Source organism: Rhodanobacteraceae bacterium, from assembly GCA_024234055.1.
Lineage (GTDB): Bacteria > Pseudomonadota > Gammaproteobacteria > Xanthomonadales > SZUA-5 > JADKFD01.
In genome coordinates, this window is the sequence record JACKOW010000016.1 from 20,098 (window position 1) to 44,178 (window position 24,081).

General features: G+C 65.4%; 12 protein-coding genes. 3 read left to right on the forward strand and 9 right to left on the reverse strand.

Going from position 1 to position 24,081, the window contains the following annotated elements:
- Positions 1–62: 62 nt before the first annotated feature.
- A complete protein-coding gene (locus H7A19_18465) occupies positions 63–1,967 on the reverse strand; it encodes a hypothetical protein (protein MCP5476817.1) in 1,905 nt (634 codons plus the stop codon).
- 374 nt (positions 1,968–2,341) lie between these two features.
- On the opposite strand from H7A19_18465, the gene H7A19_18470 reads away from it, so the two are divergent.
- The gene (locus H7A19_18470; GenBank protein MCP5476818.1) at positions 2,342–5,314 is read left to right on the forward strand and encodes a tetratricopeptide repeat protein; all 2,973 of its coding nucleotides are present in this window, start codon (positions 2,342–2,344) and stop codon (positions 5,312–5,314) included.
- 156 nt (positions 5,315–5,470) lie between these two features.
- Here the strand turns inward: H7A19_18470 and H7A19_18475 are convergent, their stop codons facing one another.
- A complete protein-coding gene (locus H7A19_18475) occupies positions 5,471–7,576 on the reverse strand; it encodes a tetratricopeptide repeat protein (protein ID MCP5476819.1) in 2,106 nt (701 codons plus the stop codon).
- Between the two features lie 339 nt (positions 7,577–7,915).
- Between H7A19_18475 and H7A19_18480 the strand changes: the two genes are divergently transcribed.
- A complete protein-coding gene (locus H7A19_18480) occupies positions 7,916–11,032 on the forward strand; it encodes a protein kinase (protein ID MCP5476820.1) in 3,117 nt (1,038 codons plus the stop codon).
- Between the two features lie 176 nt (positions 11,033–11,208).
- On the opposite strand, the gene H7A19_18485 is transcribed toward H7A19_18480, so the two are convergent.
- The 3 genes from H7A19_18485 to H7A19_18495 form a co-directional block, all read right to left on the reverse strand.
- The gene (locus tag H7A19_18485; GenBank protein MCP5476821.1) at positions 11,209–13,914 is read right to left on the reverse strand and encodes a hypothetical protein; all 2,706 of its coding nucleotides are present in this window, start codon (positions 13,912–13,914) and stop codon (positions 11,209–11,211) included.
- Between the two features lie 167 nt (positions 13,915–14,081).
- Positions 14,082–15,782, reverse strand: a complete 1,701-nt coding sequence (locus tag H7A19_18490; protein MCP5476822.1) for a sigma 54-interacting transcriptional regulator — start codon at positions 15,780–15,782, stop codon at positions 14,082–14,084.
- Positions 15,783–15,985: 203 nt separating this feature from the next.
- Complete coding sequence (locus H7A19_18495; GenBank protein MCP5476823.1) at positions 15,986–17,857, reverse strand: hypothetical protein; 1,872 nt, start codon at positions 17,855–17,857, stop codon at positions 15,986–15,988.
- A 164-nt stretch (positions 17,858–18,021) separates the two neighbouring features.
- On the opposite strand from H7A19_18495, the gene H7A19_18500 reads away from it, so the two are divergent.
- Positions 18,022–19,422 (forward strand): DUF4832 domain-containing protein, encoded by a 1,401-nt coding sequence (locus H7A19_18500; GenBank protein ID MCP5476824.1) that lies wholly within the window; start codon positions 18,022–18,024, stop codon positions 19,420–19,422.
- A gap of 74 nt (positions 19,423–19,496) precedes the next feature.
- On the opposite strand, the gene H7A19_18505 is transcribed toward H7A19_18500, so the two are convergent.
- The 4 genes from H7A19_18505 to H7A19_18520 form a co-directional block, all read right to left on the reverse strand.
- Positions 19,497–21,938 carry an ABC transporter permease gene (locus H7A19_18505; protein MCP5476825.1) on the reverse strand — a complete coding sequence of 814 codons (2,442 nt, stop codon included), beginning with the start codon at positions 21,936–21,938 and terminating at the stop codon, positions 19,497–19,499.
- Positions 21,939–22,156: 218 nt separating this feature from the next.
- The gene (locus H7A19_18510; GenBank protein MCP5476826.1) at positions 22,157–22,549 is read right to left on the reverse strand and encodes a hypothetical protein; all 393 of its coding nucleotides are present in this window, start codon (positions 22,547–22,549) and stop codon (positions 22,157–22,159) included.
- 30 nt (positions 22,550–22,579) lie between these two features.
- Positions 22,580–23,002, reverse strand: a complete 423-nt coding sequence (locus H7A19_18515) for a hypothetical protein (GenBank protein MCP5476827.1) — start codon at positions 23,000–23,002, stop codon at positions 22,580–22,582.
- 1 nt (position 23,003) lies between these two features.
- Positions 23,004–24,014 (reverse strand): AraC family transcriptional regulator, encoded by a 1,011-nt coding sequence (locus H7A19_18520; protein MCP5476828.1) that lies wholly within the window; start codon positions 24,012–24,014, stop codon positions 23,004–23,006.
- Positions 24,015–24,081 lie beyond the last annotated feature (67 nt).

Here is a 24,081-nt window from a genome sequence, read left to right on the forward strand (position 1 = left end):
CGACACCTCGGAGGCCATGCGTATGACATTACGGCGCTTGAGTTCGGCGAGGAACGACATGTTCATGAGCGCTCCGGACAGGACAGATGCCGACCTTCCGCAGCATCGATGGGCGCACAGCCGCGCGGATAGCCATGGCTGTCCCAGTATTCCACCCGTCCTCGGGACTGCATCAGTCGAAAATAGCGCGGGTCTTCCCGCAGCCAGCGCATGGCGGGCAACCAGGCGGTATTGATGATGACCCAGGCGCTGGTCTGACCGGACTCGACCAGCTTGAAGGCACGATCGCCGCCGTCGAACATCACCGACTCCAGCAACAATGATGAGCCGAGTCCGTAGATTTCGGCTGGCGCATCCAGCGCCGACTGCAGATAGTCCTGCTCACGCGCTGGATTCTGCAGGGCCATCAGCAGGCCGGCAGACTGTGCGCGCTCGGAAGCGAATCGATCGCCGAACAGCGGCAGCATCGCCGCGACCAGCTCGGCGGCGGCGGCGCGGTCGCCGGCGTACAGCCTATCGGCGGCCAGGAAATTTCCCCATACGGCCAGACCATTCAGTTCGACGGCCCGCAGCACCAGTTCGGCGCCCTCGGTCCGGCGCCCTTCGATGGCCAGCGCCAGTCCGAGCACGCCGCTGTTGATGCCCACCATGGGTTCGAGCTGCAACGCGCTCTCCAGCAATGGCAGCGCCCGATCAAGGTAGCCCAACTCCAGCCAGATCAGGGCCAACCACAGCTTTGGCGTGGTGTCTGGTGTGGGCAGCGCTGCCGAGCGTTCCATCAGGCGGATGCCTTCGGCCACCCGGCCCGGCGTGTCGGAGTCGATGGTCAGCCGGCCCTTGAGGGCGACTGCGATCGGCATGTCCGACTTCAGTGCCATGGCCCGGTCGACGGCCGGACCGGCCAGCGGCGCGATCTCCGATCGACGCAGCTCGGTGGCATAGTTGGTGTTGCCGATCAACCAGTAGGCAGCCGCCAGATAGGCCCAGGCTTCGGCGAAATCCGGGTCGCGCTCGACCGCAAAGCGCAGATCCTCAATGGCCGGATCCAGTTCCGAACGCTGATAGAAGCGCGAGCGCCCGTGCAGGTAGCGCTGGTAGGCCTCCATGTTCCGCGTGGGGGCATCCACCTTGACCTCGCGGGCGCCGAGGATGTCCTTCAGCGCGGTGGTGATGGCGCCAGCGATTTCTTCCTGTACCAGGAAAATGTCGTCCAGATCGCGCTGATAGGTCTGCGTCCACAGGTGGGCGTCGCTGCCGGCTTCAATCAACTGCGCGGTGATACGCACCTGATTGCCCTGCTTGCGTACCGAACCCTCCAGCACATGATGCACTCCCAATAGCCGGGCAATCTCCGGAATGGGCGTGTCCTTGCCCTTGAAGGAGAAGGCGGAAGTGCGTGAGGCGACCTTGAGGCCGTCGATGCCGGCGAGAATGTTCAGCAGTTCTTCGGAGATGCCGTCAGCGAAGTATTCGTTGTCGGGATCGGAGCTCATGTTGACGAAGGGCAGCACCGCAATGGAACGGCTGTCGTTGCCGTCCGCCACTGCGTCAACCGGCGCCACCCGCAGCGACTGCGCGGCCGCTGCGGTTTCGAGTGAGGCTGGCGGCGCTTCGGTTCTGGTTCCGGGCCAGTAGCGATCGGCCGCCATCAGTGCCACCACGGCCAGCAGTCCGACAGCGATCAGCAGGTCCATGCGCCGTCCTGTCTGCGGCGCCATCGACTGCCCCGGCGCCAGCTCGGCATCGCGCCTGATGCCCTCGGGAGTCAGCTCGAAGATCCAGCTGAACACCAGTGCCGGAATGAAGCCGATGGCCAGGAACACCACCAGCGCCTGCAGCACCCAGTCGGGGGTGTGGAAGATCGGCAGCAGCGTCTCGGCGATCTGGATGATCAGCCAGGCGCCCACCAGATACAGCCCGGCCATGCGGAAGACGTTGCGGCGCTTGAGTTCGGCGAGCAGTTGCAAGGGCTTACTCTCGGCCAGCGCGGGATGGAAGCGGCGATCTTACCTTGCCGACGTTCCTGGTGAGCCTGGGCAGCTGGAAAATGGCCGGGATTGGCCGACAACATGGATGCGCGAGGTCCTGACTGGGTCGCCGAGTTGCAATCGGCAGCTTTTGGTGGCCGGGCCCAACATCAACGGCGTCGAGTGCAACTCGGCGATCCCGAAACACGGTTTGAGTAGGGCCAGAGACTCGTTGACTGCGATCAAGCACCGGGGTCAGAGGTCAGGGCACTCTGGGGTCTGTGAGGGAGCTCACACCAAGCCGCTATCAAGCATGTGTCGCCCAGCAGCGCTGGGTCCAGTGCAGACACCCAGCGTGACCGATGGAGGGTCTGATGGACAGCCGACTTCCCAACCAATTGCGCTCGATCCTGCTGTCCGCCATGGCGTTGGCGGCGCTTGCCCTGTTTCTTGCAGCAGCGCCAGTTCGAGCGGCAGGGGGCGAGCTCCAGCGCGCGCTTGTGCTCATCAAGGCCGAGCAGTTCAAGGAGGCTCTGCCGCTGCTGGATGGGGCTATCACTGCCGACCCCAACAACGCTTCCGCCTACCTGCTGCGTGGCATTGTGCGTGTAGAACTGAAACAGTGGGACCCGGCGCTCGCCGACTACGAAGCCGCCCTGCGGCTGGACCCGAACAACGCAGAGGCGCTTTACCGGCGCGGCTACTGGTGGGCAGCGGACGGCAAAGATCGCAAGGCCCTGGCTGATTACGACCGCGCGATCCGGCTCGCCCCGGGCAGCGCACGTTATTTGTACGCACGGGCAACGGCTTACGAGCGTCTGCGGGACTGGCGGCGGGCGGCGGATGCCTACGCCGAGGTGCTGGTCGCCGACCCGGGACACGCAGCCGCCGCGCGTGACTTGGAGGACGCGCGCGCGCATCTCGGGCAGTCGGCAACAGCGGCCACCACTGTGGGCTCCGCTGCGCCCGTGACATCGCCGGTGGCTGCGCCTGCTGTACCCGTGCCCGCACCCGCCGGGCAAGCTGCTGCAATGGTGCCCGCTGCTGCCGAAGCCGCCGGCGGCGAGCCGGCCGAGGTGCTCACGCGGGTGCTTACGGCTCAGGCACGAGGCGACCTGGCCGCGCTCGAGCGCGAGTGGGATCTGGACGCGGTCGGAGCAGAGGCTGCGCGCTTGCAGCGGGCGCGGCTGAAAGCGGCCGCCGCGAGCCTGCGCATCGACGAGTTCCGGATGCGCGTGCGCGCCACGATGTTGTCGACCGACGGCAGCCTGGCCACGGTGCGCGCCGAAGTCAGCTTCCGTGTCAGTCACAACTCGGGGATCTCGCATTGGGACAATGGTGTCCTCGGCGTGCTGCGCCGCTCTGGCGCAGGCAAGCCCTGGATCGTCATCGGCGTCGTGCCCGACGAACTGCTCAACAACGAGCTCGCCGAGCGTGCCGACCGGCAGGCAAGATGGGAGCCGCAGCCGCGCCATCCCGCAAGCCCACAGCCTGCGAGCGCTCACGTCCACAATGGCGCCGCCGGTCGCGGCGCGGGACTGCTGGTGAGCGGCGTGCTCGCGGCCAGTCTGGCGGCAGGCCCCCAGGCTGGCGGGGGCTCCGCGCAGCCGATCACCTATGCCGAGCTCAATCGCAACATCGACGCCGCCATGAATCGCGACTTCGGTGTCACCGAACTCAAGTTCTACATGAACAGCTTGAATACCGGAATCGGCCAGGTGCCAGGGGCGGGCGACGTCGCGTCGTGGTTCTACCAGGCCGGCGACACTGGCTGGAACTCGATTGAGGTGCTCGGCGAGACCATGAAGCACGGGTTCACCAGAATTGGCGCGTTGAAGGTCGCGCAGGTGTTTGCCGGCGTCGTGCAGATGGCGGTCGAGTTCGTGCCCGCGGCAGACGGCATCTCCGACGCGCTGCAGTACAAGCTTGAGTCGATCACCGCCAACGCCGAGATTCGCCGCTCCATCTACCATCTCAAGCACGACCTGGAGACCGGCCGCTTGAAGCCCGCCGGCGCGCGCCTGCGTCTGGCCGACGGTGTGAAGTACCCGCCCGGGGTTCGGGTCAGCGTCGAGAGTGCTGCTGACGCCTTGATCGATCCGTCGAACCCGAAATCGGTGGGGGTCAGCTACGAGGGTGGTCTGGTCGGGGTGGTCGTCACGACTCCCGAGTTGCTCATCCGCGCGGCGCCGCGCCTGCATTTCGAGGTGGTCGCGCAGGTGGTCATCGACCCCGGCTCGCTGCGTTACGAGGCCTTCGATGACCGCGTGGCGAAGCTTGTCGGCGCGGTGCAACGCGGTAGCAAGTGGGTGGTCCCGGTTCTGATCGGTCGCCAGGCCGCGGCCGATGCCAGCACCGGCACTGCCATCCTGGCCGATTTCCAGCGTGCGCGTCTGCAACTGGAGCAGGGCATTCATCCGGACAGCGCGGCGACCTGGGCATGGCAGCCGTGTCGCGGCACCCAGCGCCTCGCCGTGCGCCTTGCCGACGGCTCCAGCACGCTCCCGGCTACGGTCCGGAACGCCTTTCTCGACCGGCTCAGTGGCTTGGCCGTGGTTGACAGTCGCGGGCAGCGCCTGGAGCGGATCGCGATAGGCCCGGGCGAGTCTTTGACTGGTCTGAAGCTGATCGGCATCGACCCGAGTGGCACCAGCCCGAATCTGACCCAATTCGTCCGCAGGCGCTTTGCTTGCGTCGAGTTGAGCGCACCCGACAGCGCGGTGGTTGCCGCGAGCGGTGGCCGCGACGTGTTTTCGCTTGCTGCCGCTGGCCCGGGAAGCACCAGCCTGGGGGTGCGCGTCAGCGGGGATCAGGGCAAGCCGGATCTGGTGCTCGACCTGCCGATCGTGGTCACCGGTGGCAGCGGCGGCTGGCGCCTGGTCGAGGTGCGCCGCTCCGACAACGAACTCCCGACTGTCCTCAACCATCGCCAGAAGGCGTCGTTCTCCGACACCGGCCTGTCGGTGACCTGCGGTGCGACCGTCACCCTGCCCGACGCCGACAAGGAACCCTCCGAGTGGCCACGGGTGGGTTACGACGCCGAGGTGCGAGTGAATTGGGGCAAGATTCCCGACAACCTGGTGGTGGGCCAGACCGTAAGCGTCTCGGCCTCGGTGAGCCGGCGCTTCGAGCCCACCTCGGGTTGGCTCGGCGACCCGCCGCCTGCCTATGTGCGAATCTCGCTACCTCGTGTCGCGGATGCCACGGGTGAGGCCGGCCGCGACGCCAGCGCCAGCTTCGTGGTGCCAGAACCACGTGCGGGCAGCACGCTCGAACTCGGTCTCTCGGCCGGAGGCTGCAGCTCGAATTCCCGGAGGGTGTTCGTCTACAGCCCCGTTGGTGGGTAGCGTCCGTGACGATGAGCATTGGTCGCTCAGACGCATTTGATCGGGTGCCCCTGCTCCGGATTGAGCACCCACCAGAGCGGCGCCGCAGGCGCGGCGCCCTCCACCAGCGCCTTGAAGCCGCCGCTCGGCCGCCGCAGCCTCCTTGCGCCTCAGCTGCTAGGTGGCCTTCTTCCGGCGCTCGGCCTGCCAGGCTGCGTAGGCCGACTGCAGTGCCAGAAAGCGCGGGTGTTCGCGCAGAGTTGCAAAGCCGGGCGCAGCAGCGACACCGGCAAGGCTCGACACGCCAAAGGTCGTGACCAGATACTCAAGATGATGCAGGGCGCGCTCGGGATCGCCAGCACGCGCGAAGGCGATCGCCAGGGAGAGGCGCACGCTGGCTTCGGCCCAGGCATCTTTGGGCGCGTTCTCCAGGAAATCGCGTTCTGCCGCACGCACGCCTTCCAGGTCACCCAACATGCCGGGCAGTTCGCAGGGGTAGTAGAAATAGGACCCGCTTGATGCCCAGCCGCCGGGATAAGGTTGATCCAGGCTTTCAAGGCGAGCCTTGATGGCGAGCAGCGCTTCACGCGCCTTCGCCTGCTGGCCGCTGACCAGCAGTGCTTCGGCCTGGGCCAGGGCGTAGGTTTCGGGGTATTCGGGCACGCTGTGCAGGCGCTTGGGCCAGAGCTCCGATGAGAGCGCGCGCTGGATGCGCTCGGGGTCGCCGGTGGCCAGCGCGATGCGGAAGGGCAAGGCCGCATAGAACTCGTTGGGACCGTCGACGGCGGCCCAGGCGCCTTCATAATCCCCAAGGGCCATCAGGTTTTCGCTGCTGCCGACACCCATGTCCTTGGCCCAGGCGGAACTGCGGGCAAACAAGGCTTCGGCTTCATCCAGCCGGCCCAGGCCCGCCAGGGTATTGCCCAGCTCCAGAATGGTGTCGGTGTTGGCGGGGTCGATCGCCAACGCCCGGTTGAAGGCGTTGATGGTGTCCTCGAAGCGGCCATCCCGGCGGGCGACCAGCGCCCGCGCGTACCAGGCCTCGGCGTAATCCGGGGAGCGCTCCAGCAAGCGAGCCAATATGGCTTCGGCACCGGCGTAATCGCGCTCGCCCCAATAGCGCATATAGGCTTCGGCCATCGCCGTCTCGATGGCGTCAGGGGCCAGTCGCCGCGCCTGTTCGATGGAATCCACGGCCTGTACCCGCATCGAGGCATCGGCATAGGCAAACCAGTACATCGCCAGCTGCAGCCGGGCCTTGCGGGCATAGGCTTCGGCGAATTGCGGGTCGAGGCGAATGGCGCGATCAAAATACTCCAGCGCCTGGGAAAAGCGCTCGGGCGTGGCCCGATCGAGCTGCGCCAGCAGCTTGGCCTGCAGAAAGGCCTCGTAGGCCGGCAGGCTGGCCGTGGATCCGGTCGCCAGGGCACTGGCGTCGGCCGGGCTCAATACCAGCTGCATGGCGCCGGCGACGGCCGTAGCCACATCGGCCTGGATGGCGAAGATGGTCTCGGTGCTCAATTCACGATCGTACTTCTCCGCCCACAGGTGCACATCGGTGTTGCCGTCGATCAGCTGTACGGTGATGCGGACCTGATCGCCGGCCCGCTGCACGGCGCCCTCCAGCACCACGCCCGCGCCCAGTTCACGGGCGATTTCGGGCACCGACAGCTTGCTGTCGGCATAGGCCATCATCGAGGTGCGCGAGATCACCTTGAATTGGCTGATCTTGGACAGCTGCGTCAGCAGATCGTCGTGGATACCCTCGGCGAAATAGGCATCCTCCTCGCGGCTGCTGCGATTGCGGAAGGGCAAGACTGCCACCAACTTGCCCTTGGCCGCGGCGGCGGTCTGGGCAACTGCGCCATCGGGCGCGGCCGAGAAAAAGAACTTGTCGACGGCGAAGTAGCTCAGTGCCAGCAGCAGACTGACGATGATGGCGCGATCCAGGCGCCGCGCGCCCTGCGGTGCCAACGGTGCTCCGACTGGCCGGTCGCTGATCCGGCGTAGGCGACGCTCGACGCCGGTGTACCCCGGATCGCCGGTGTGGACGTCCTCATCGCGCTGCAGCCCTTCCGGCGTCAGTTCGAAGATCCAGGACACCACCAGCGCCGGTACGAAACCCACCGCCAGCAGGATGATGATGACCCGCAACACCCAATTGGGCACATCGAAGACCGGCAGCACGGTCTCGGTCACCTGCACGATCAACCAGGCCACGACCAGATACAGCCCGGCCATGCGGAAGACGTTGCGACGCTTGAGTTCGGCGAGTAGCTGCAAGGTTCGGGCTCTCGATCAGCGCAGGGCGACTGAACTGATCTTACCTTGCCAAGGCCGTCGTTGAGACGGCATACCGGCAACGCACACGAGGCTTGCCGCAGGTGACGGGGGCGACGGCAATCGGGATCGCCGAGTTGCACTCGGCAGCTTTTGGCGATGCGGCCGCAGATCAACAGCGCCAAGTACCACTCGGCATTCCAGGGAACTGGCACGCAAACGGGCAGTTCCGATGGAGCCATGACCAGCACGGCCACATTCCGGTCAAGGCGCAGGTGCGCCCGCGGACTAGAATCGCAGTTGTTTGAATGCGCGAGACTGGATGTGACGTCGGCGGCGCGATTGATTGATCGCTTTGGCACCTTGACGCCTATCGGTGAGGGGCAGATGGGTGCAGTGCTCGAGGGCTACGACTCGACGCGCAACTGTCGGGTGGCCATCAAGTTGCTGAAATCCACCGACAGCGACGCCGTGCGGCGCATGCAGCGTGAGGCGGCGGTGCTGTCGCGCGTGCGCCATCCCAACGTCTGTGCCATCCACGAGTTTGATGAGACCGACGGCCAGCCGTGGATCATGATGCCGCTGGTCGAGGGCTGTGCGCTGGACCAGGCTTGGCAAGGATTGCCGCTGGATGCCCGGGTCGACTTGCTGATCGACATCTGTCGTGGCGTCGAGGCCGCGCATGCCGCCGGGCTGATTCATCGCGATATCAAACCCGCGAACATTCTGGTGTGTCGCGACGAGCAGGGCCTGCTGACACCGGTGGTGATGGATTTTGGCGTAGCTCGCGCCGAGCATGGCGACGACGGTGCGTTGACCGCCACCGGCGAGATCGTGGGCACGCCCGAGAGCATGGCGCCCGAGCAGGTGCGCGGCGAGCGCGAGCATATAGACCGTCGCACCGATGTCTGGGCGATCGGTGGGCTGCTGTACCGCGCGCTCTGTGATCGATCTCCCTTCGCCGGCAGTTCCGCGGCAGAGGTGATGACGCAGATCATCACCCGAGACGTCGTCAGTCCGCGCCGCTACGAGCCCGGAATTCCCGGCAATCTGGCACGCATTTGCATGCAGTGCCTGGAGCGCGAACCGGCACGCCGCTATGCCGATGTCAGCGCCATCCGCGAGGATTTGCAGCGCTACCGCAGCGGGCTGGCGGTGTGGGCGCGTGATACCGGCGTCGGCTACGCCTTGCGGCGCAGCTGGCGCAAGAATCGGGTTGCCTGGAGCGTCGGTACTGTCATGGCGATGGGTCTGCTGCTGGCGCTGTCGGGTTGGGTCTATGCGCGGCTCGATGGCGCACACCGCGAAGTTCTGGCACGGGATTTGGGCTCCACCCGGGAGATCGTGCGCAGCCGCATGCACATCGCCTATCTGGCGCCGCTGCACGATCTACGGCCAGAGCGCGAAGCGCTGGCGCGGCTGGGGCGCGATGCCATTGCGCACCTCGCAGGCGAATCCGAGGGCATACGCACGATGGCACGGCGATCCTTGGGGCTCTCGGCACTGGCGCTGGGCGACTACCGCGAAGTCGTCGCGACGCTGACGCCGCTGGCCAGCGCCGGACTGGCCGATGGGACCGACCTCAAGGCCCTGGCGTCGGCGCATCTGCAGTTGTACCAACTGGCCGCCGATCGCTTCGCCGATCTGCCGGAGGCAGAGCGCAACAGTGCGCTGAGTAGCGCGCGTGAGCGTGATCTGCTGCCGGCGCGCGCCTATCTCGCCAGCACCGGAGCGACCGACGGGCTGGAGCGGGTGCGCCTGCTGTTGATCGAGAATTCATTCGACCACGCGCGTCGGGCGCTGACACAAATCCCGGCCGAGCCACCGACCGAATACGCGCGGCAATGGCTGAGCGGCGATCTGGCCATGGCCGAGGCCGCGCAGCAGGCCAGTCGGGGTCAGCGCGATGCAGCGCAGCGCGCCTATCAGCAGGCACAGGCGCTATTCGAGAACGCCGCGAGCACCGCTCGCAGCGATGGTCGTGTGTTGCGCCGTGTCTGCGATGCGGCGCTTGGTGGTTATAGGCAGCGCCTGTCGCTGGGTGCTGCGGCACCGCAATCACCCGAGGCGCTGCATCCGGCCTGCCGTCAGGCGTTGACGGCCAATCCCTCTGATCCGATCACCCACGAAACGCTGGCCGCAGTCTGGGAAGCCATCGCCCAGAACCACGACCTGCGGCAGGAAGATGCCGCCATGACGCAGGCCCTGAAGGCGGCGATACAACATGCGGATCTGGCATTGCAGCACGAACCTGAACTGCTGGGTGCGCGTCTGATTGGCGCGCGAGCGCTCCTCCTGCAGGCCGGTCATCTGGCTGACGATCTGGATGCGGGATTGGCAGTTCACGATCGTGCCATCGCCATGCTCGATCCCTTGCTGGTCGATGCTCCGGGCTTCGCGCCGGGCTGGCTGTTGCGAGGGCGCCTGCTGTCACAACGCACGCGCCTGCTCAACAACCACAGCAGCCAGGATCACGTGGAGTCCTTTGACCTGGCGCTGACCGCTCTGCGCGAAGCGCGCCGGTTACGACCGCAGGACCCGGACACCATCAACGCGCTGGGGCTGGCATTGGTGTTTCAGTTCTACATTCTGCGCAATCAGGATCTGGCCAGCGCCGCCAGGGTCATGAATGAGGCCATTGCGCTGCTGAATGAAGCGCTGACCACCGCACCCGATGATCCTGAGTTGCTGTTCAGTCAGGGAGCCAACCTGGGAGATCTGTGGGCGGCATATGCCAACTGGTCCGATACCGATGCCGAATTCGACACGGCGACGCCAACGCTGGAGCGGGGCTTGTCCTTGTTGGCCCGGTTGCGCAGCGTGGCCCCGGGGCGCGCCGATGGCTACGCCCAGGCCATCGCACAGCTGTCCACCTACGGGGAACTGGCCAGAGCCCGCTCGCTGCCGCGCTTGCCGCAACTGCGATTGGCGCAGGCGATCGCCGCAGAGGCGGCCAGTGCAGGGATCTCACTCGACCAGAGTCTGCTGGCGTGGCTGACCATGGAGAAGGCAGTGGCCCTGGACGACGTCGACAGCGAAGAGGCTGCCAACGCCTTCGCCGAATCGGATCGCCATTTGCGCGCAGCAATGAGCGATCCGGAGGAGCTCTACAGTGCCACTCGACAGCGCCTGGAATGGGTGGTGGCGCGCCTGCGCTGGGCCTTGCGCAAGGGCCTGTCGGCGACGCCCACGATTGCCCAGGGTGAGGCCACGATCAAGGCGCTGCTGGCACATCCGCGCAGTGCCGCCGACGGCATCGTCCATTGCAATGCCGGCGCCTTCCACAGGTTGCTCGGTGAGCATGCGATCAGCGCCGGGGGCTTGGCTCCGGCTGCGCGGATCGAACTGGCCGACCAGGCTTTCGCGGATTGCAAGACGTTGAATCCCTCCTACGCCAGGCGCTGGACCAAGCAAGCCGAGGCCGCGGCGGCACGGGCCGCCAGAACACGGGATCTGTGAATCCATCTATGGGAGCGGGCTCTGCCCGCGATGTCTGCTGTTGCCAAAAGCGGTCGCGACGCGAGGTCGCTCCTACGGGTGCCGGGCTGTGATGGGAACTCCCTTGCGGCGCGACCGGCGGTGGTGCCCCGCTGTGGTAGGAGCGCCCCCGCGGCGCGACCGGTGGTGACGTGGGATCACTCGAAGCCATCGGCAAACATCAGGTCCGGCAAGCTCCCGTCGCTTTCGAAGGCGCCGCCGTCATAGCTGTTGCCGGCCGGGCGCGCATGGCCATCAAGGTCGCTGGACTGGCCGGAAACCAGGCACAGGTCGATGGCCGCGGAGCCAGCGCCGAGGCGATAGAGGCCGCGCGGCGTGTCGACCAGCACCGGGTTGGCGTTGAGTCCGAAGGGCGCGCTTTGACTGATATTGCAGTCGAAGTTCAGCGTCGCTTGCGCGCCCTTGACGATGCCGCTGCTGTTGGCCCAGACGATCGATCGCGCCAGGGTCATGCTGGTGGCGGCGTTGTTGGCCAGTTCCAGCGCGATGCCGGTATTGCCGGTCAAGGTCAGGTGTTCTGCATCCATCTGTGCGCCTGCATCGAGTTTGATGCCACCGCTGTTCTGGCTGATGCGCACATTCCTGGCGGTGACGTTGCCACCCGACTCGATCTGCAGCGCGCCCGGGTTGCCCAGATTGCCGTCGATGCTGACCCCGCGCAGGGTCAGCTGCGCACTGCTTTCCACATAGACTCCGCCGCCCAGGGTGTTGATGTCGCCGTTGTCTGCAATTTCACTGCAATGCCGCTCGTGCGCCAGCGTTGCCGCCTGGCATGGCCAGGCTTGACCTGGCGCTGGCGGGGTGCCGGCGACGCCGAATATGGACTCCATCAGCACGCTGGCACCGGATCTGACCAGCAAGCCATGCCCGTTGCCACCTGAGGTGGACTGCATCCCGTATCTCAAGGAGCTGTTGCGCAGCGTGATCTGGGTATTTGCGCCGATCGCCACCAGATTGGCGCCACCGCTGGTAAATACCCGATTGGGCTGGGTAGGCGTGCCGAACTGTACCCAGTCGAGCGTGCCACTGACGCCGGACAGATAGGCGCCGCCGCCTTCAAACTCGGAGTAGCCGCCAGCAATGCGGATGCCGCGACCGATGCCATCCCAACCCTGCAACTCAACCACCGATTGCTGGCCGGCGCTGGCCGCAGCGTACAGATGACCACCGTAGTCGGCGGTGCTGTTGGGGCCGGAATGGGTGAACTGGGCAGGCGCCTGGATGCGCAGTTCGCCGGCGCCTATGGCGGCGATCGCCCCGCCGTGCCCAGAAGTCGCGGAATTGTCGCCGAACAGCACGTTGCCATGACTGCCCGAGCTTTGATTGATCAGCAACTGATTGCCAGTGGCGCGGTAGATCGCGCCACCGTCACGTCCGACCGTGTTGCCGTTGAACTCGATTTGCTCGCCGACGCGCGCATCCAGGCGCAAATGTCCCCGATTCAGATGGATCGCCCCGCCATCCAGCGCCGCCTGGTTGCCGCTGAACACCAGCGGAGAGCGCAGGATGAGTTGTGCGGCCGGCGCGCTGTCGACATAGATGGCGCCGCCGTGGCTTTGACTTGTGCCGGACCCAGTCGCCGCCGAGTTGTCGAGAAATTCGACCAGCCCCCAATCGGTAGGGCTGTCGTTGATGCTGCCGCTACCGGTCGAGTTGTGATAGATCGCGCCACCGAGACCAGCAGCATCGACCGCCCCATTGCCGACAAAGCGGGTGGGCAGTCCGGGCGCGCCGAACAGCGTCCAGCTGGCATTCTCGAATACGGCCATGGCGCCACCCTGGTTGGCTCCATTGTTGATGAACTGCAGCGAGTGGCCTTCCAGTTGCGCAGTGCCGAGCAGGCGAATGCCGCCGCCGGAGCTGCTCCCAACCTGATTGCTGAAAATCACCCGATCGAGTCGGGCGCTGCCGTCGCGCAGGATCAAGCCGGTGCGCCAGCCGTCAATCAGGCTATCGCTGATGATGATGACGGCATTGCCGGCCGGGGCGGCGACGATCGCGCTGTATTTGGTGCTGGTGACTGCGGCATGCGAGAGCAGATTGCTGCCTCGCAGCGTCAATCCGGAGATCGAGGCGCTGTCCGCGACCGCTATCGCCGAGCCGGCGCCGAAGGGCTCGTTGTTGTCCACTTCGATCAAGGTGTCGATCAGCACCGCATCGCCGCCGTTGAACAGATAAATGGCGCTGCCGACGCCGGTCCCGGAATTGGTATTGACCCGGTTGTTGCGCAGAACGGCGGCAGCCCCCACCGCACCCAGATCGAACAAGATGCGCGCGGTGTTGCCATTCGCCGCGATGCCGCCGCCGGCGTTGGCCCGATTGCGCTCGATCAGTGCGCTGCTGTCTTCCACCAGCTCGACGGTGGCGTTGTCCAGATAGATGCCGCCACCGTTGCCGGCGTAGGCTCGATTGTCGCGGATCTCGACATCCTTCAGCGCCACTGAGGTCGAGGTCAGATGCAGCCCGCCGCCGTCACCAGCACTCTTGATGTTGTCGCGCAGGGTGATGCGGTCCAGCACTACCTGGCCGGCGAGTGCCGGAATGCGCAACAGCGACTCGGCGCTCTGCGCAGGTGCGTTGCCGTGAAAATCGCTGCGGCCGGAGCGGGTGCTGCTGCTGCAGTCGTCGTAGCCGCCTTCGACGCGAATCGCCTTGGTGATGACGAAGGGGCCGGGGTAGTTGCCACTGCGCACACGCACGGTGTCGTTGTTGTTGGCAGCGGCAAAGGCCAGCTGTGGCGTGGCGTAGGTGCAGGTGCTGCCGGCCCGCAGGATGGCGGCGTCGACGACTGCCGAACCGAGCAGTGCCAGCAGGAGCGTGAGGGTGCAGGCGAGTGTGTGCATGGCGAGTTCTCCAGTGAACCAGCCTTCATCGTCGCAAGCAGCGTGCCACTCAGTGCGATAGTCTCAGGTCATTGAAAAACGAAGAAAATAGCGACCGGCGAGACGCGCGGCGCTGTTCCTGTTGCAGTTCTGACACGGCCCGGTGTCAAGCCTGGAACGGCGCTGCTTCAGGTCTGTTCGGCGGAATCCGGTCCGGCGCCATCGGGCAACAGATCGAAGTGACGCAGACGCCGATACAGCGTGGAACGCGATACGCCCAGACGTTCTGCCGCCTGAGCCACCTGTTGCTCGGCATCGAGCATGGCGCGGGCGATGATGCTGCGTTCGGCATGCGCCAGCTGCTGTTCCAGGGTGGCATCTACTGGCGTGGTGCGGGCACTGCGGATGTTCGGGCGCAGATCCTCGCTCATGACCAGGCTGTCCTGATCCAGAAACACCGCGACGCGCGCCATTTCGCGTTCCAGTTCGCGCACATTCCCCGGCCAGGAATAACTCATCAGTGCATTCGCAGCAGCGCGACTGAGGCCGCGAATCTCAATGCCGCGGGCAGCGGTGGCGCGCAGCAGGAATTGCATGGCCAGCGGCAGGATGTCGGCCGGACGATCGCGCAGCGCCGGGAGTTCCACCTCCCAGTCGGCAATGCGGTGCAACAGATCGAGGCGGAACAGCCCGTCGCGCAACATCTGCTCAATGTCACGATGCGTGGCCGAGATCACTCGTACATTGACCCGGACCGGCGCTCGACCGCCCACGCGAATGACCTCGCCTTCCTGCAGTACGCGCAAGATGCGCGCCTGCATGGCGGGTGCCATATCGCCGATCTCGTCGAGGAACAAGGTGCCGCGGTCGGCGCGCTCAAACAATCCGGGCCGCGCATCGACGCCGGTCGCTGCTCCGCGGACCACGCCAAACAACTCGGCTTCCAGCATTTCTTCGGAAAAGGCTGCACAGTTCACCGCCACGAACGCGGCGTCTCGACGACTCGAAAGCGCATGGATATGGCGCGCCAGCAGTTCCTTGCCCGTGCCTGATTCGCCGCGTATCAGCACATGGATTTCGCTGCCGGCCACGCGCGTCGCGCGTCGGTAAATGCGCTGCAAGTGCGGATCCAGGCTGCTGCTGGTCGCTGGCAGCGCGGTGGCCTTGCTCGCCATCGGCACCTCGCTTTCTGCCAGCGCGCCCAATGCCATGCCGATATCCACCAGATGGCGCACGCGATCCAGCGTTGGCGGCTGCTCCGTGCCAATGGTCCAGAGCAGTTTGTCCTGGCGCAATTCCATCACGGCCCCCGCTGCCGACGACGCGGTCTGATGCCAGTCGAACAACAAGGCGCCATCGTCGCTGCTCAGTTTCAAACTGGACAATGGCAGCGCCCGCGCGCAGGCGTGTGCGTAAGCCAGCAACATCGGCTTGCGGCCGGGCCGCGTGGCCGCGTACTGCAACAGGGCGGCCAGTTGCTGGCGCAAGAAACGATCGCCGCCGCCCGAGGCCATGGTGGCGCCGACTTGGGCCAGCGCCGGCTTGGCAGGCGCGGCGTCTGTCAGCCAATGCGGCTTGGCATCATCATCCTCAATGCGCGTCAGGCTGAGTTCGATCTCGCCCAGACGCAGCCGACACGGTGCCTCAACCATCTCGCGGTTGCCTGGCAGCAGTCGACGTTCATCGAGAAAGCTGCCATTGCGCGAGCCAATGTCTTCGATCTCCAACTTTGCATCAGACACATGAATGGCCAGATGCTGGCGCGACAGCGTCGGCTGATCGATCTGAATCTCGCAGTCTGACCCACTACCGACGATGCAGCGGCCGTTCTCCGTCAGAGGAATACGCCGTCGCCCACCGGGGCCGTCGACGATCAGGCACCAGGGCATGGCTCACCTGCGCAAACCGCTGCGAGGCATTGGCGGTGGCTGCGTTCGCGGAGCAGATGAACGGGTAGGCGCTTGATCATGGTGAAGCTCATGCTCCGAATCTTATCCGAAACGGTCAGTGCAGCCGCACACCTGGTCTCGGGACGAAACTCCTCGGGACGAGGTCCTGCCCTCATGCCCTCGCACCTACGTCCTCGGCAACCCTACTCGCAATGCAGCTCCTGGCCGTCCTCGCCGACCAGCATGCAGCCATCGGGCGGGCCGAGCTTGCGCCAGTACGCGCTCAAGCCATGTTGACGTGCAAATTCGGGAAAGCGCGGATGTTCGCGGAAACTCCGGAACTGCGGGTACCAGAGACTGAACAGCAAGGTCTGGATGCCCTCGGTCTTGTGGGCAAGCGCATTGGCCATGGCCGCATCGGGCAGATCGAAGATCTGCATCAACTGGGCCCATTCCAGATCGGGCGCTGCGCTGGCCGCTTCGAGCAGCCGTTGCTGCGCATCAGAAAGCCGCGTCGGATCGGTCAGCGCCGGCGCCAGTGTGCGCGCCAGTTCGCGCAGATTGATCGGCAAGCTGTCGTCATCGTGCAGCCAGTCCAGATAGGCCTGGGTCAGGTCAGCTCCGTCATCGCCATTGGCGGCGAGAAAGAACAGTGCGCGACTGGCGGGACCACGCCAGCCCAGCGCATGTGCCTGCATCAGCAGCTCGCGAGCGCGGGCGTGATCGCCGCGCAAATCGGTGGCAATGCCCAGCCAGCCCATCGGCAATCCGCTCAGCGGGTCGAGCTTCTGGGCCTGGGCGAAGCTGGCCTGGGCCTGTTCGATGTGGCCAACTTCGAATAGCCCCAGGCCCTGCCAGACGCGGGTGTTGGCATTGTTGGGTGCCAGGGCGAGCGCCTGCTCGATCAGTTCTGCATGGCGCAAGCGATCGCCGCGATCGCCGGCGATGCGCGCACTCACGGCCAGCGCGCCTGGATGCAGAGCGCGGATGGCCAGAGCCTTGTTGGCGGCCATTTCGGCCTGTTCCAGGGTATCGATGCCCGCGGGCTCCGGCGCATAGCTGCGCCAGACATACCAGGTAGCCGCCAGCGTGCCCCAGGCATCGGCAAACCGTGGGTCACGCTCCACCGCCTGCTCCAGCAGTTCGCGCGCCGCCGGCAGGTTCGCGCCGCGCTGGGCAAACAACTGCCGGCCGCGCAGATAGCTCTCGTAGGCTTCGATGTCCGTTGTGGCCTCGGCCACTTCGATGCGGCGCACGCCCAGGGTGTCCGCCAGCGCATCGGCGATCGCCTGTGAAATCTCTTCCTGGACTCGGAAGATCTCGACCAGTTGGCGCTGATAGGTCTGTGACCAGACCTGTTGATCGTTGCGGGCGTCGATCAGCTGCACCGTGATTCGTACCTGCTCGCCCTCGCGTCGCACCGAGCCCTCCAGCAGATAGGCCACCCCCAGCTGGGTGGCAATCTCGCGGGTATCGACCTGACTGTCGCGGAAGACGAAAGAGGAGGTGCGCGAGGTGACCTTGAGGCCGTCGATACGCGCCAGTACGTTGAGCAGTTCCTCCGACAGACCATCGGCGAAATAGCTGTCGCCGACACCCTGGCTCATGTTGACGAAGGGCAGCACCGCCAGCGAATGCGCATCGACCGGGCCCGCGGGTGGCGTGACTGCCTCGGGGACGGCTGTCTCGACCACCGCGGCGGGCGCGGTGGTGTCGGGATCGGGCCGAGCCTGGTCGATGAACTGTCGCAGCAGCGACAGGCTGAGCGCCGCCAACACCACGATGACGATCATCTGGTCGAGACGGCGGGCGGTGATCGCTCGCTGCGGGTTGTCGTGACGGGCACCGCGGTCGACCCTGAAACCCGAGGGCGTCAGCTCATAGCGCCAGGACAGCAGCAACACCGGCACGGCGGCGATCAGCAAGGCCAGGATCAACCAGCGCAGCGCCGTGATCGGCAGCTCCAGCGCTGGAAACAGCAGCGCGCACATCGCCACCAGCAGCCATGACAAGGCCAGCCACGCCACCCCGGTGCGGATGACATTGCGGCGCTTGAGTTCGGCGAGCAGCGGCATGCGGGACAGTCCAGAGCTTGAGGGCCGATCTTAGCCCGCATTTCTCACACCTGCGCGAGCAGATGCCCCCAATCCGACATCAACAGCGCCGAGTGCAAACGGCGATCCCAGCCAGAATCCGGCCGGTGGGCGATACTGTGATCACGTCATCCTGAGGAAGCGCCATGTGCGCGAGCCGCCTGCGACCATTGCTGATGCTGTTGATGTTGAACGCAAGCCCTGCAGCGCTTGCCGCCAGCATTCAGTACAGCGAGGATCTCTCGGATTTCGCCAATCCCGAGCGCGGTTTCTACTACCAGCTGGAGTCGGCCAGCAATGCGCCCGATCCGCTCAGCAACTATGCGCCCAGCCTGTTTGCCGCTGCCCGCAGTGCCGTGGTGCGCCGGCTCTACAATCTGCTCGATTTCCGGGCAACGCCGATCTCGACGGCCTTCCTGCAGCACATCGAGGCTGACCTTGGCTATGCCCGCCAGAACGGGCTCAAGCTCAACATCCGCTTCGCCTACACCTTCAACGAGCCGCCGCCGAACAACGACGCGCCGCTGGCGCTGATCCAGCAGCACATCGGCCAGTTGCAACCGCTGCTGGCGGCCAATGCCGATGTCATCAGTCATCTGGATGCCGGATTCATCGGCCGCTGGGGCGAATGGCATACGTCCAGCAACGGCAATGCCACCACGGCCGGCATGAGCACGGTGCTGAGCGATCTGCTGGCGGCGCTGCCGGTCCAGCGCACGGTGGTGGTGCGTACGCCCGGCTACAAGCGGGCGATCTTCAACCGGCAGACGCCGCTGACGCCGGCCGAGGGCTTCAACGGCTCGGCGCTGGCGCGCACCGGTCATCTGAACGACTGCTTTCTGGCCAGCGAAGACGACTTCGGCACCTACGTGCCCAACGATCCGGCCAGCATCGCCGAGCAGAAAGCCTACATCGCCGCCGAAACCCGCTATCTGCCGATGAGTGGCGAAACCTGCGCGGTAAATTCGCCGCGCAGCGACTGCGCTTCGGCGCTGGCTGAGATGGCGCAGCTGCACTGGAGCCTGCTCAACTACACCTATCACCCGGGCGTGCTGCAGGCCTGGCAGAGCCAGGGCTGCTTCGATCAGATCCAGCGCCGCCTTGGATACCGGCTGGTGCTGCGCAGCGCGACCCTGCCCGATCGGGTCTCGCCAGGCGGCCGCCTGCAGGGGGTGATCAATCTGCAGAGCATCGGCTTCGCGGCCCCCTTCAATCCGCGTGCCCTGGAACTGCTGTTGCGCAACATCGCCAATCCCAACAGCATCTTCCGCCTGCCGGTCAGCGCTGATCCGCGGCGCTGGCTGCCCGACGAGAACAGTGGCAACCACGGCATCGTGCTGGACCTGCCGCTGCCCGGCGATCTGCCGCTCGGAAGCTACGAATTGCTGCTGGCGCTACCGGATCCTGAGCCCACATTGCGCGACCATCCGGCCTACGCGATACGCCTGGCCAACCTCGGCACCTGGGAAGCGGCCAGCGGCGCCAACCGCCTGTTGAGCAGCGTCGTCGTGGTGGCCGATGGCGTGTTTGCCAACGGCTTCGAGTAGCCCGGGTAGGCCGCAGGCGCACCCGGGGCGGGGTCAGGGGCAGAAGTAGACAGATAGACGGACGGGGCGGCGGTCTATTGTCCAGCCAACACCGTCGTGGGAGATATGCGCGCAGCCCGCAGCGCAGGGAGCAGGCAGGCGCCGAGGGTGACCATTCCCAAGATCAGGGCGGTCAGCAGCAGGTTGCTCGAACCCATGCCAGAGACGCCGTACAGCAGGTTCTGCATGGCGCTTGCCGCCAGCCAGGCGCCGACCAGGCCGAATGCACTGCCGGCTGCCAGCAGGCGCAGGCCCTGAGCCAGAAACTGGCGGCGGATCTGTCGCGAGCGAGCGCCGAGTGCCAGGCGGACGGCGATTTCGCGTTGCTGCTGGGCGACGGCATAGCTGAGCACGCCGAAGGTGCCCAGTCCCGCCAACAACAGGGCCGCAGCCGAGAACAGGCTGGCGAGCAGGGCAGGCGATTTGCGCACCGCCAGTGTGTCGGCGATGCGCGCGTCCATGGTTTGCACGCGATCGAGCACCAGCCGAGGTTCGATCTGAAGCAAGGTTTCGCGCAAACCTGGCACCAGCGCCTGCGGATCCTGCGCCGTGCGCGCGACCAGATACAGGTCGGAATGTGCCAGATAGCGATAGGGGAAGTAGACCGTGCCGTTGCCGCTGCCATCGGTCAATTCGGTTTGTCTGACCGGGGCCACCACGCCGACCACAGTGAAGGCTTCCTCATCGGCCCGAGCGTCCGGTCCTTCGAACAGGCGTTGGCCGACAGCCCGGCCGTCCGGCCAGTAGGTTTGGGCGAAATCAGCATCGACCACCACCACCCGTCGACTGCTGTCGGTGTCGTCGGCATCCAGAACACGACCCTCCAGCAGTTCGATACCCATGGCCTGGAAATAGTCTCCATAGACGCCATAGCGATAGTGCAGTCGTGGTGAGATGCCGGCTGGCGGCTGGTAGCCGGGTATGGTCATCGCATTGGTGTCGTTGTAGCTGTGCTTGCCGTTGACGGGCAGATTGGTGCTCAAGGCCACACGGCGCACGCCCGGAAGATGCGCCAACTCCTGCAAGGTGCGTTGGGCATTACGCGTGCGTTGAGTGACCTCGCCATTGCCAGACTGCGGCAGCGTGAGCCTTGCCGTCAGCAGATGATCGGCCTGGAAACCGGGAGATGTATTCATCGCACGTTGCAGGCTCAATCCCAGCAATCCGGCGCTCGACAGCAGCACGAAGGCCAGGGCGATCTGCGTGACAATGAAGGCCTGGCGCCAGCGCTGGGTCACACGGTCTGCGCTGCCGCCGCGGCTTTCGGATTTGAGCATGCCTGCCAGCCTGGGACGCAGGTTGAACCAGACCACCGGCACCGAGATCAGCACGCAGATCATAACTGCCGCCATCAGGGCTGCGGCCACCACGCGCGCGTTGATCGCGATATCGGCCACCAGCGGCAGTTGTGTTGCGCCCATCCAGGCGAGCAGACCAAGCCCGCCAGCGCCCAGCAGCAGACCGATCAGGGCAGCGCCGGCGCACAGCAGCAGCGACTCGCTCAGGATCTGCCGGAGCAGATGACTGCCCGCCGCGCCCAGGGCGCGGCGCACCCCGATGTCGCGATACCGCGTGGTGGCGCGAATCATCACCAGATTCAGCAGGTTCACGCTGCCGATCAGCAGTAAACCCAAGGCGCCGATTTGCAGCAGCAGCAACGTGGGGCGAATCGATGCCACATGGTCTGCGTGCAGACCGGCCACGGTGGCATGGTAGCCAGCCGCCGTGACTTCCGCGATCCATGGGTAATCCCGTGATTGCAGCGCATCGTCAAACCTGATCTGTGCCTCGGCCTGTTCCGCGCTGACCCCAGACTTGAGCAAGGCAATCATCTGCGCCTCGTCGCTGTACAGCGCATTCAGTCCGCGCTGCTCGGCGGTGGAAACCAGAGGCAGGAAGATCTCGGCCGCGCTGGAGAGATAGCGAAATCCGGGTGGGAGCACGCCGATCACGAGGTGGCGCCGCCCGCCGATGTCGATGCTCTGACCCAGCACGTCGGGCATGGCCGCGAACTTCTGGTGCCAGTAATGATCCGAAATCACCACCGTGGGCTGCACGCCCTGGTCCATGTCCTGATCGACAAAGCTGCGACCCAGCACAGGCGAACGACCGAGCGTGGCGAAGAATTCCGGGGTCACGCGCATGACCTCGCGGCGCTCGCTGCCGGCGGGGCTGTCAACGACTTCGCTGCCCGCCTTGATGGCGGCGACGGACTCAAAGGCAGCAATGCTCTCGCGACGGTTGAAATAATTGCGGATCGACGGATTGGCACGCTCCAGCCCGGCGTTCGGATAGCCGTGGTAGATGGCCACCAGACGATCGCTGTTGGCGTAGGGCAGCGGTTGCAGCAACACGGCATCGATCACGGCGAACACGGTCAGATTGGCGCCCAGGCACAAGCCGAGCGTCAGCAATGCGGTCAGTGCGAATCCTGGCTGCTGCAACAAGCGGCGCAAGGCATATTTGAACTCGGTCATCGGATCTGGCGTCGGCAGGGCACTGAGCACCCTCAAGCAATTCCCGAGCCATGCCTATCAGTCTCTCAATGGCCACGATGCCGGGCCTGTAACCCTTGCTGAATCCCGATCGGGCGTTGGGCCGATGGTCGGTTTTGAGGCAAGGGTGTTCGATAAGCGAGCACTGCCGTGGCGACGAGGCGCGGATCGGCAGTGCCGCCAGGACGATCCCGCTCGAATCAGTGCTGATCCGGCCGAACGCGCAGATCCGATCTGTCCTGGTCCGGCGCATGAATCCAGCGATTCACCGCGCGACCCATGCGGGCAATCATGCTCATGTTGAAGAAATGCATAACGCCGAGCACCAGCAGCGTGACACCGATGCGAGAGCCGATTTCCGGCACCAGGTTGACCGCGTTGATCTTCCAGTCGCTGAGCCGGGAACAGACCAGGCCCAGATTGACCAGATAGAAGCCGATGACCAGCAGGCGATTGGTGGATTGTGCCAGGTCCCGATCCTGGGAAAAGCAGCGCACCAGGAAGGTCTCGCCGCTGCTGGACAGTACTCTGGCCACCCAGACCGTCAATGCCACGGACACCAGCAGGTACAGCGCATAGGACAGATACATCAGTCCGACATCATTCGCGTCATTCATTTCAGCTCACGCCTTGGTTGGGAGGGCTGAGCCTGCGCCCGTCGCTGACGTGTACGCTTCCGGATTGATCGTTCTGGAACAGATTTTCTCGCGGGAGAAATAAAAGTCAACAAAATCAATATGATGCAAAGTTGCAACATGATCATGTTGAAGCTCGAAGCGCCAATGCTGTGGTCTTCGCGAGGCACGCTGCCTGGCCTGTGCCGGCGAGCGGCGACGTAGCGCGGCTCCGGCGCGCGCCAGGTCAGGTCGCTGCGAACAGCCGGTTCGCGCCGGCGGCCGCGGCTCGGCGAGCCGGGCTTGTGGCGCGAATTCCAGCGCTTGCCGTTGATCGGTTGGCGAGGCCACGCTGGGTTGTCTCGTCGATGGTGGAATCCGCCTGCGGGGTTTGACCGTGAAGATCGATGTCGCGTCCTGGGCGGTTTTCACTCTACAGCTGCTGGCGCCGATACTGCCCCGGAACCATGCCCAGTTCTTCCTTGAAGGCCAGATAGAAGGCCGATTGCGAGCTGAATCCGACCGAGAGCCCGACCGACAGCACCGAGGCGCGCGGCTCTTCCAGCAGCATCCGTTGCGCCGCCTGCACCCGGTATCGGCGCACCAGACGTGAAAACCCGAGGTCCATGCGGGTGTTCACCAGTTCCGACAGCTGGTGGGTGCTGAGCCCCATCAGTTCGGCGACGGTGCCCAGGTTCAGGGCTTCGTTCTGATAGACACGCTCGACCTCGAACAACTGCCGCAAGCGCGCCAGCGCCGCCTCCTGATCGACCTTGCCCAGCGTCGACTGGGCATAGCTGCGGCTGACCGCTTCGGTGGTCTTCTGCACCAGATCCGGCACGGCCAGCAACAGCCAGCAGACCAGGAAGAAGCCGATGGCGATGCAGCTGGCATAGGTCCAGGCATAGCTGGCCCAGTCGACGACCTGTGGCGTCAGCAGGCCCATCATCGCCGCCAGCAGCCCCATCGCGGCGAACACCGCGACGACCGGCAGTTCCAGCCGAAACCAGCGCCGTTGCGCCCGCAATCGATACAGCAGCAGGGCCAGATGCAGGGCGAAGCCGGCCCCCATCGCCAGCGCCGCCGGAATCCCCCAGCGCAGCGGGATCGTCGCCGAGGCCAGAATCACGGCGACCGGAATCCCCCATTCGAGACGGTGCCAGCGATCCGCTGGCCGCACCACGCCGAGCAGCAGCCAGTAGAAACCCAGCGACTGCAGGAACAGCACCACGATGTAGGAGCGTGAAGGCTCGGCATCGGCATTGGCCTGCACCCATTGGGCATTGCCGAGCTGGGTCAGGGACAGACCGACGAGCATCAGGTAGCCCGCCAGCCGCGATTGCAGCGGCAGCTCCAGCTTTCGATAGACCGTGGCCAGAGCCAGCGCCAGCAACAGCGCCATCCCGACGGAAGAGCCGACCAGCAAGGACATCATCAAAGGCATGGCGGTGACTATCGCAGAAAGCGCTGGCTGGGCGTCAGGCAGGTCGATCTCAGCGAGGAATTCCCCG

Coding starts and splice junctions, on each gene's coding strand:
- H7A19_18470 (MCP5476818.1), top strand. CDS start 2,342: ATGGACAGCCGACTTCCCAACCAATTGCGCTCGATCCTGCTGTCCGCC.
- H7A19_18485 (MCP5476821.1), bottom strand. CDS start 13,914: ATGCACACACTCGCCTGCACCCTCACGCTCCTGCTGGCACTGCTCGGT.
- H7A19_18490 (MCP5476822.1), bottom strand. CDS start 15,782: ATGCCCTGGTGCCTGATCGTCGACGGCCCCGGTGGGCGACGGCGTATT.
- H7A19_18495 (MCP5476823.1), bottom strand. CDS start 17,857: ATGCCGCTGCTCGCCGAACTCAAGCGCCGCAATGTCATCCGCACCGGG.
- H7A19_18500 (MCP5476824.1), top strand. CDS start 18,022: ATGTGCGCGAGCCGCCTGCGACCATTGCTGATGCTGTTGATGTTGAAC.
- H7A19_18505 (MCP5476825.1), bottom strand. CDS start 21,938: ATGACCGAGTTCAAATATGCCTTGCGCCGCTTGTTGCAGCAGCCAGGA.
- H7A19_18520 (MCP5476828.1), bottom strand. CDS start 24,014: ATGCCTTTGATGATGTCCTTGCTGGTCGGCTCTTCCGTCGGGATGGCG.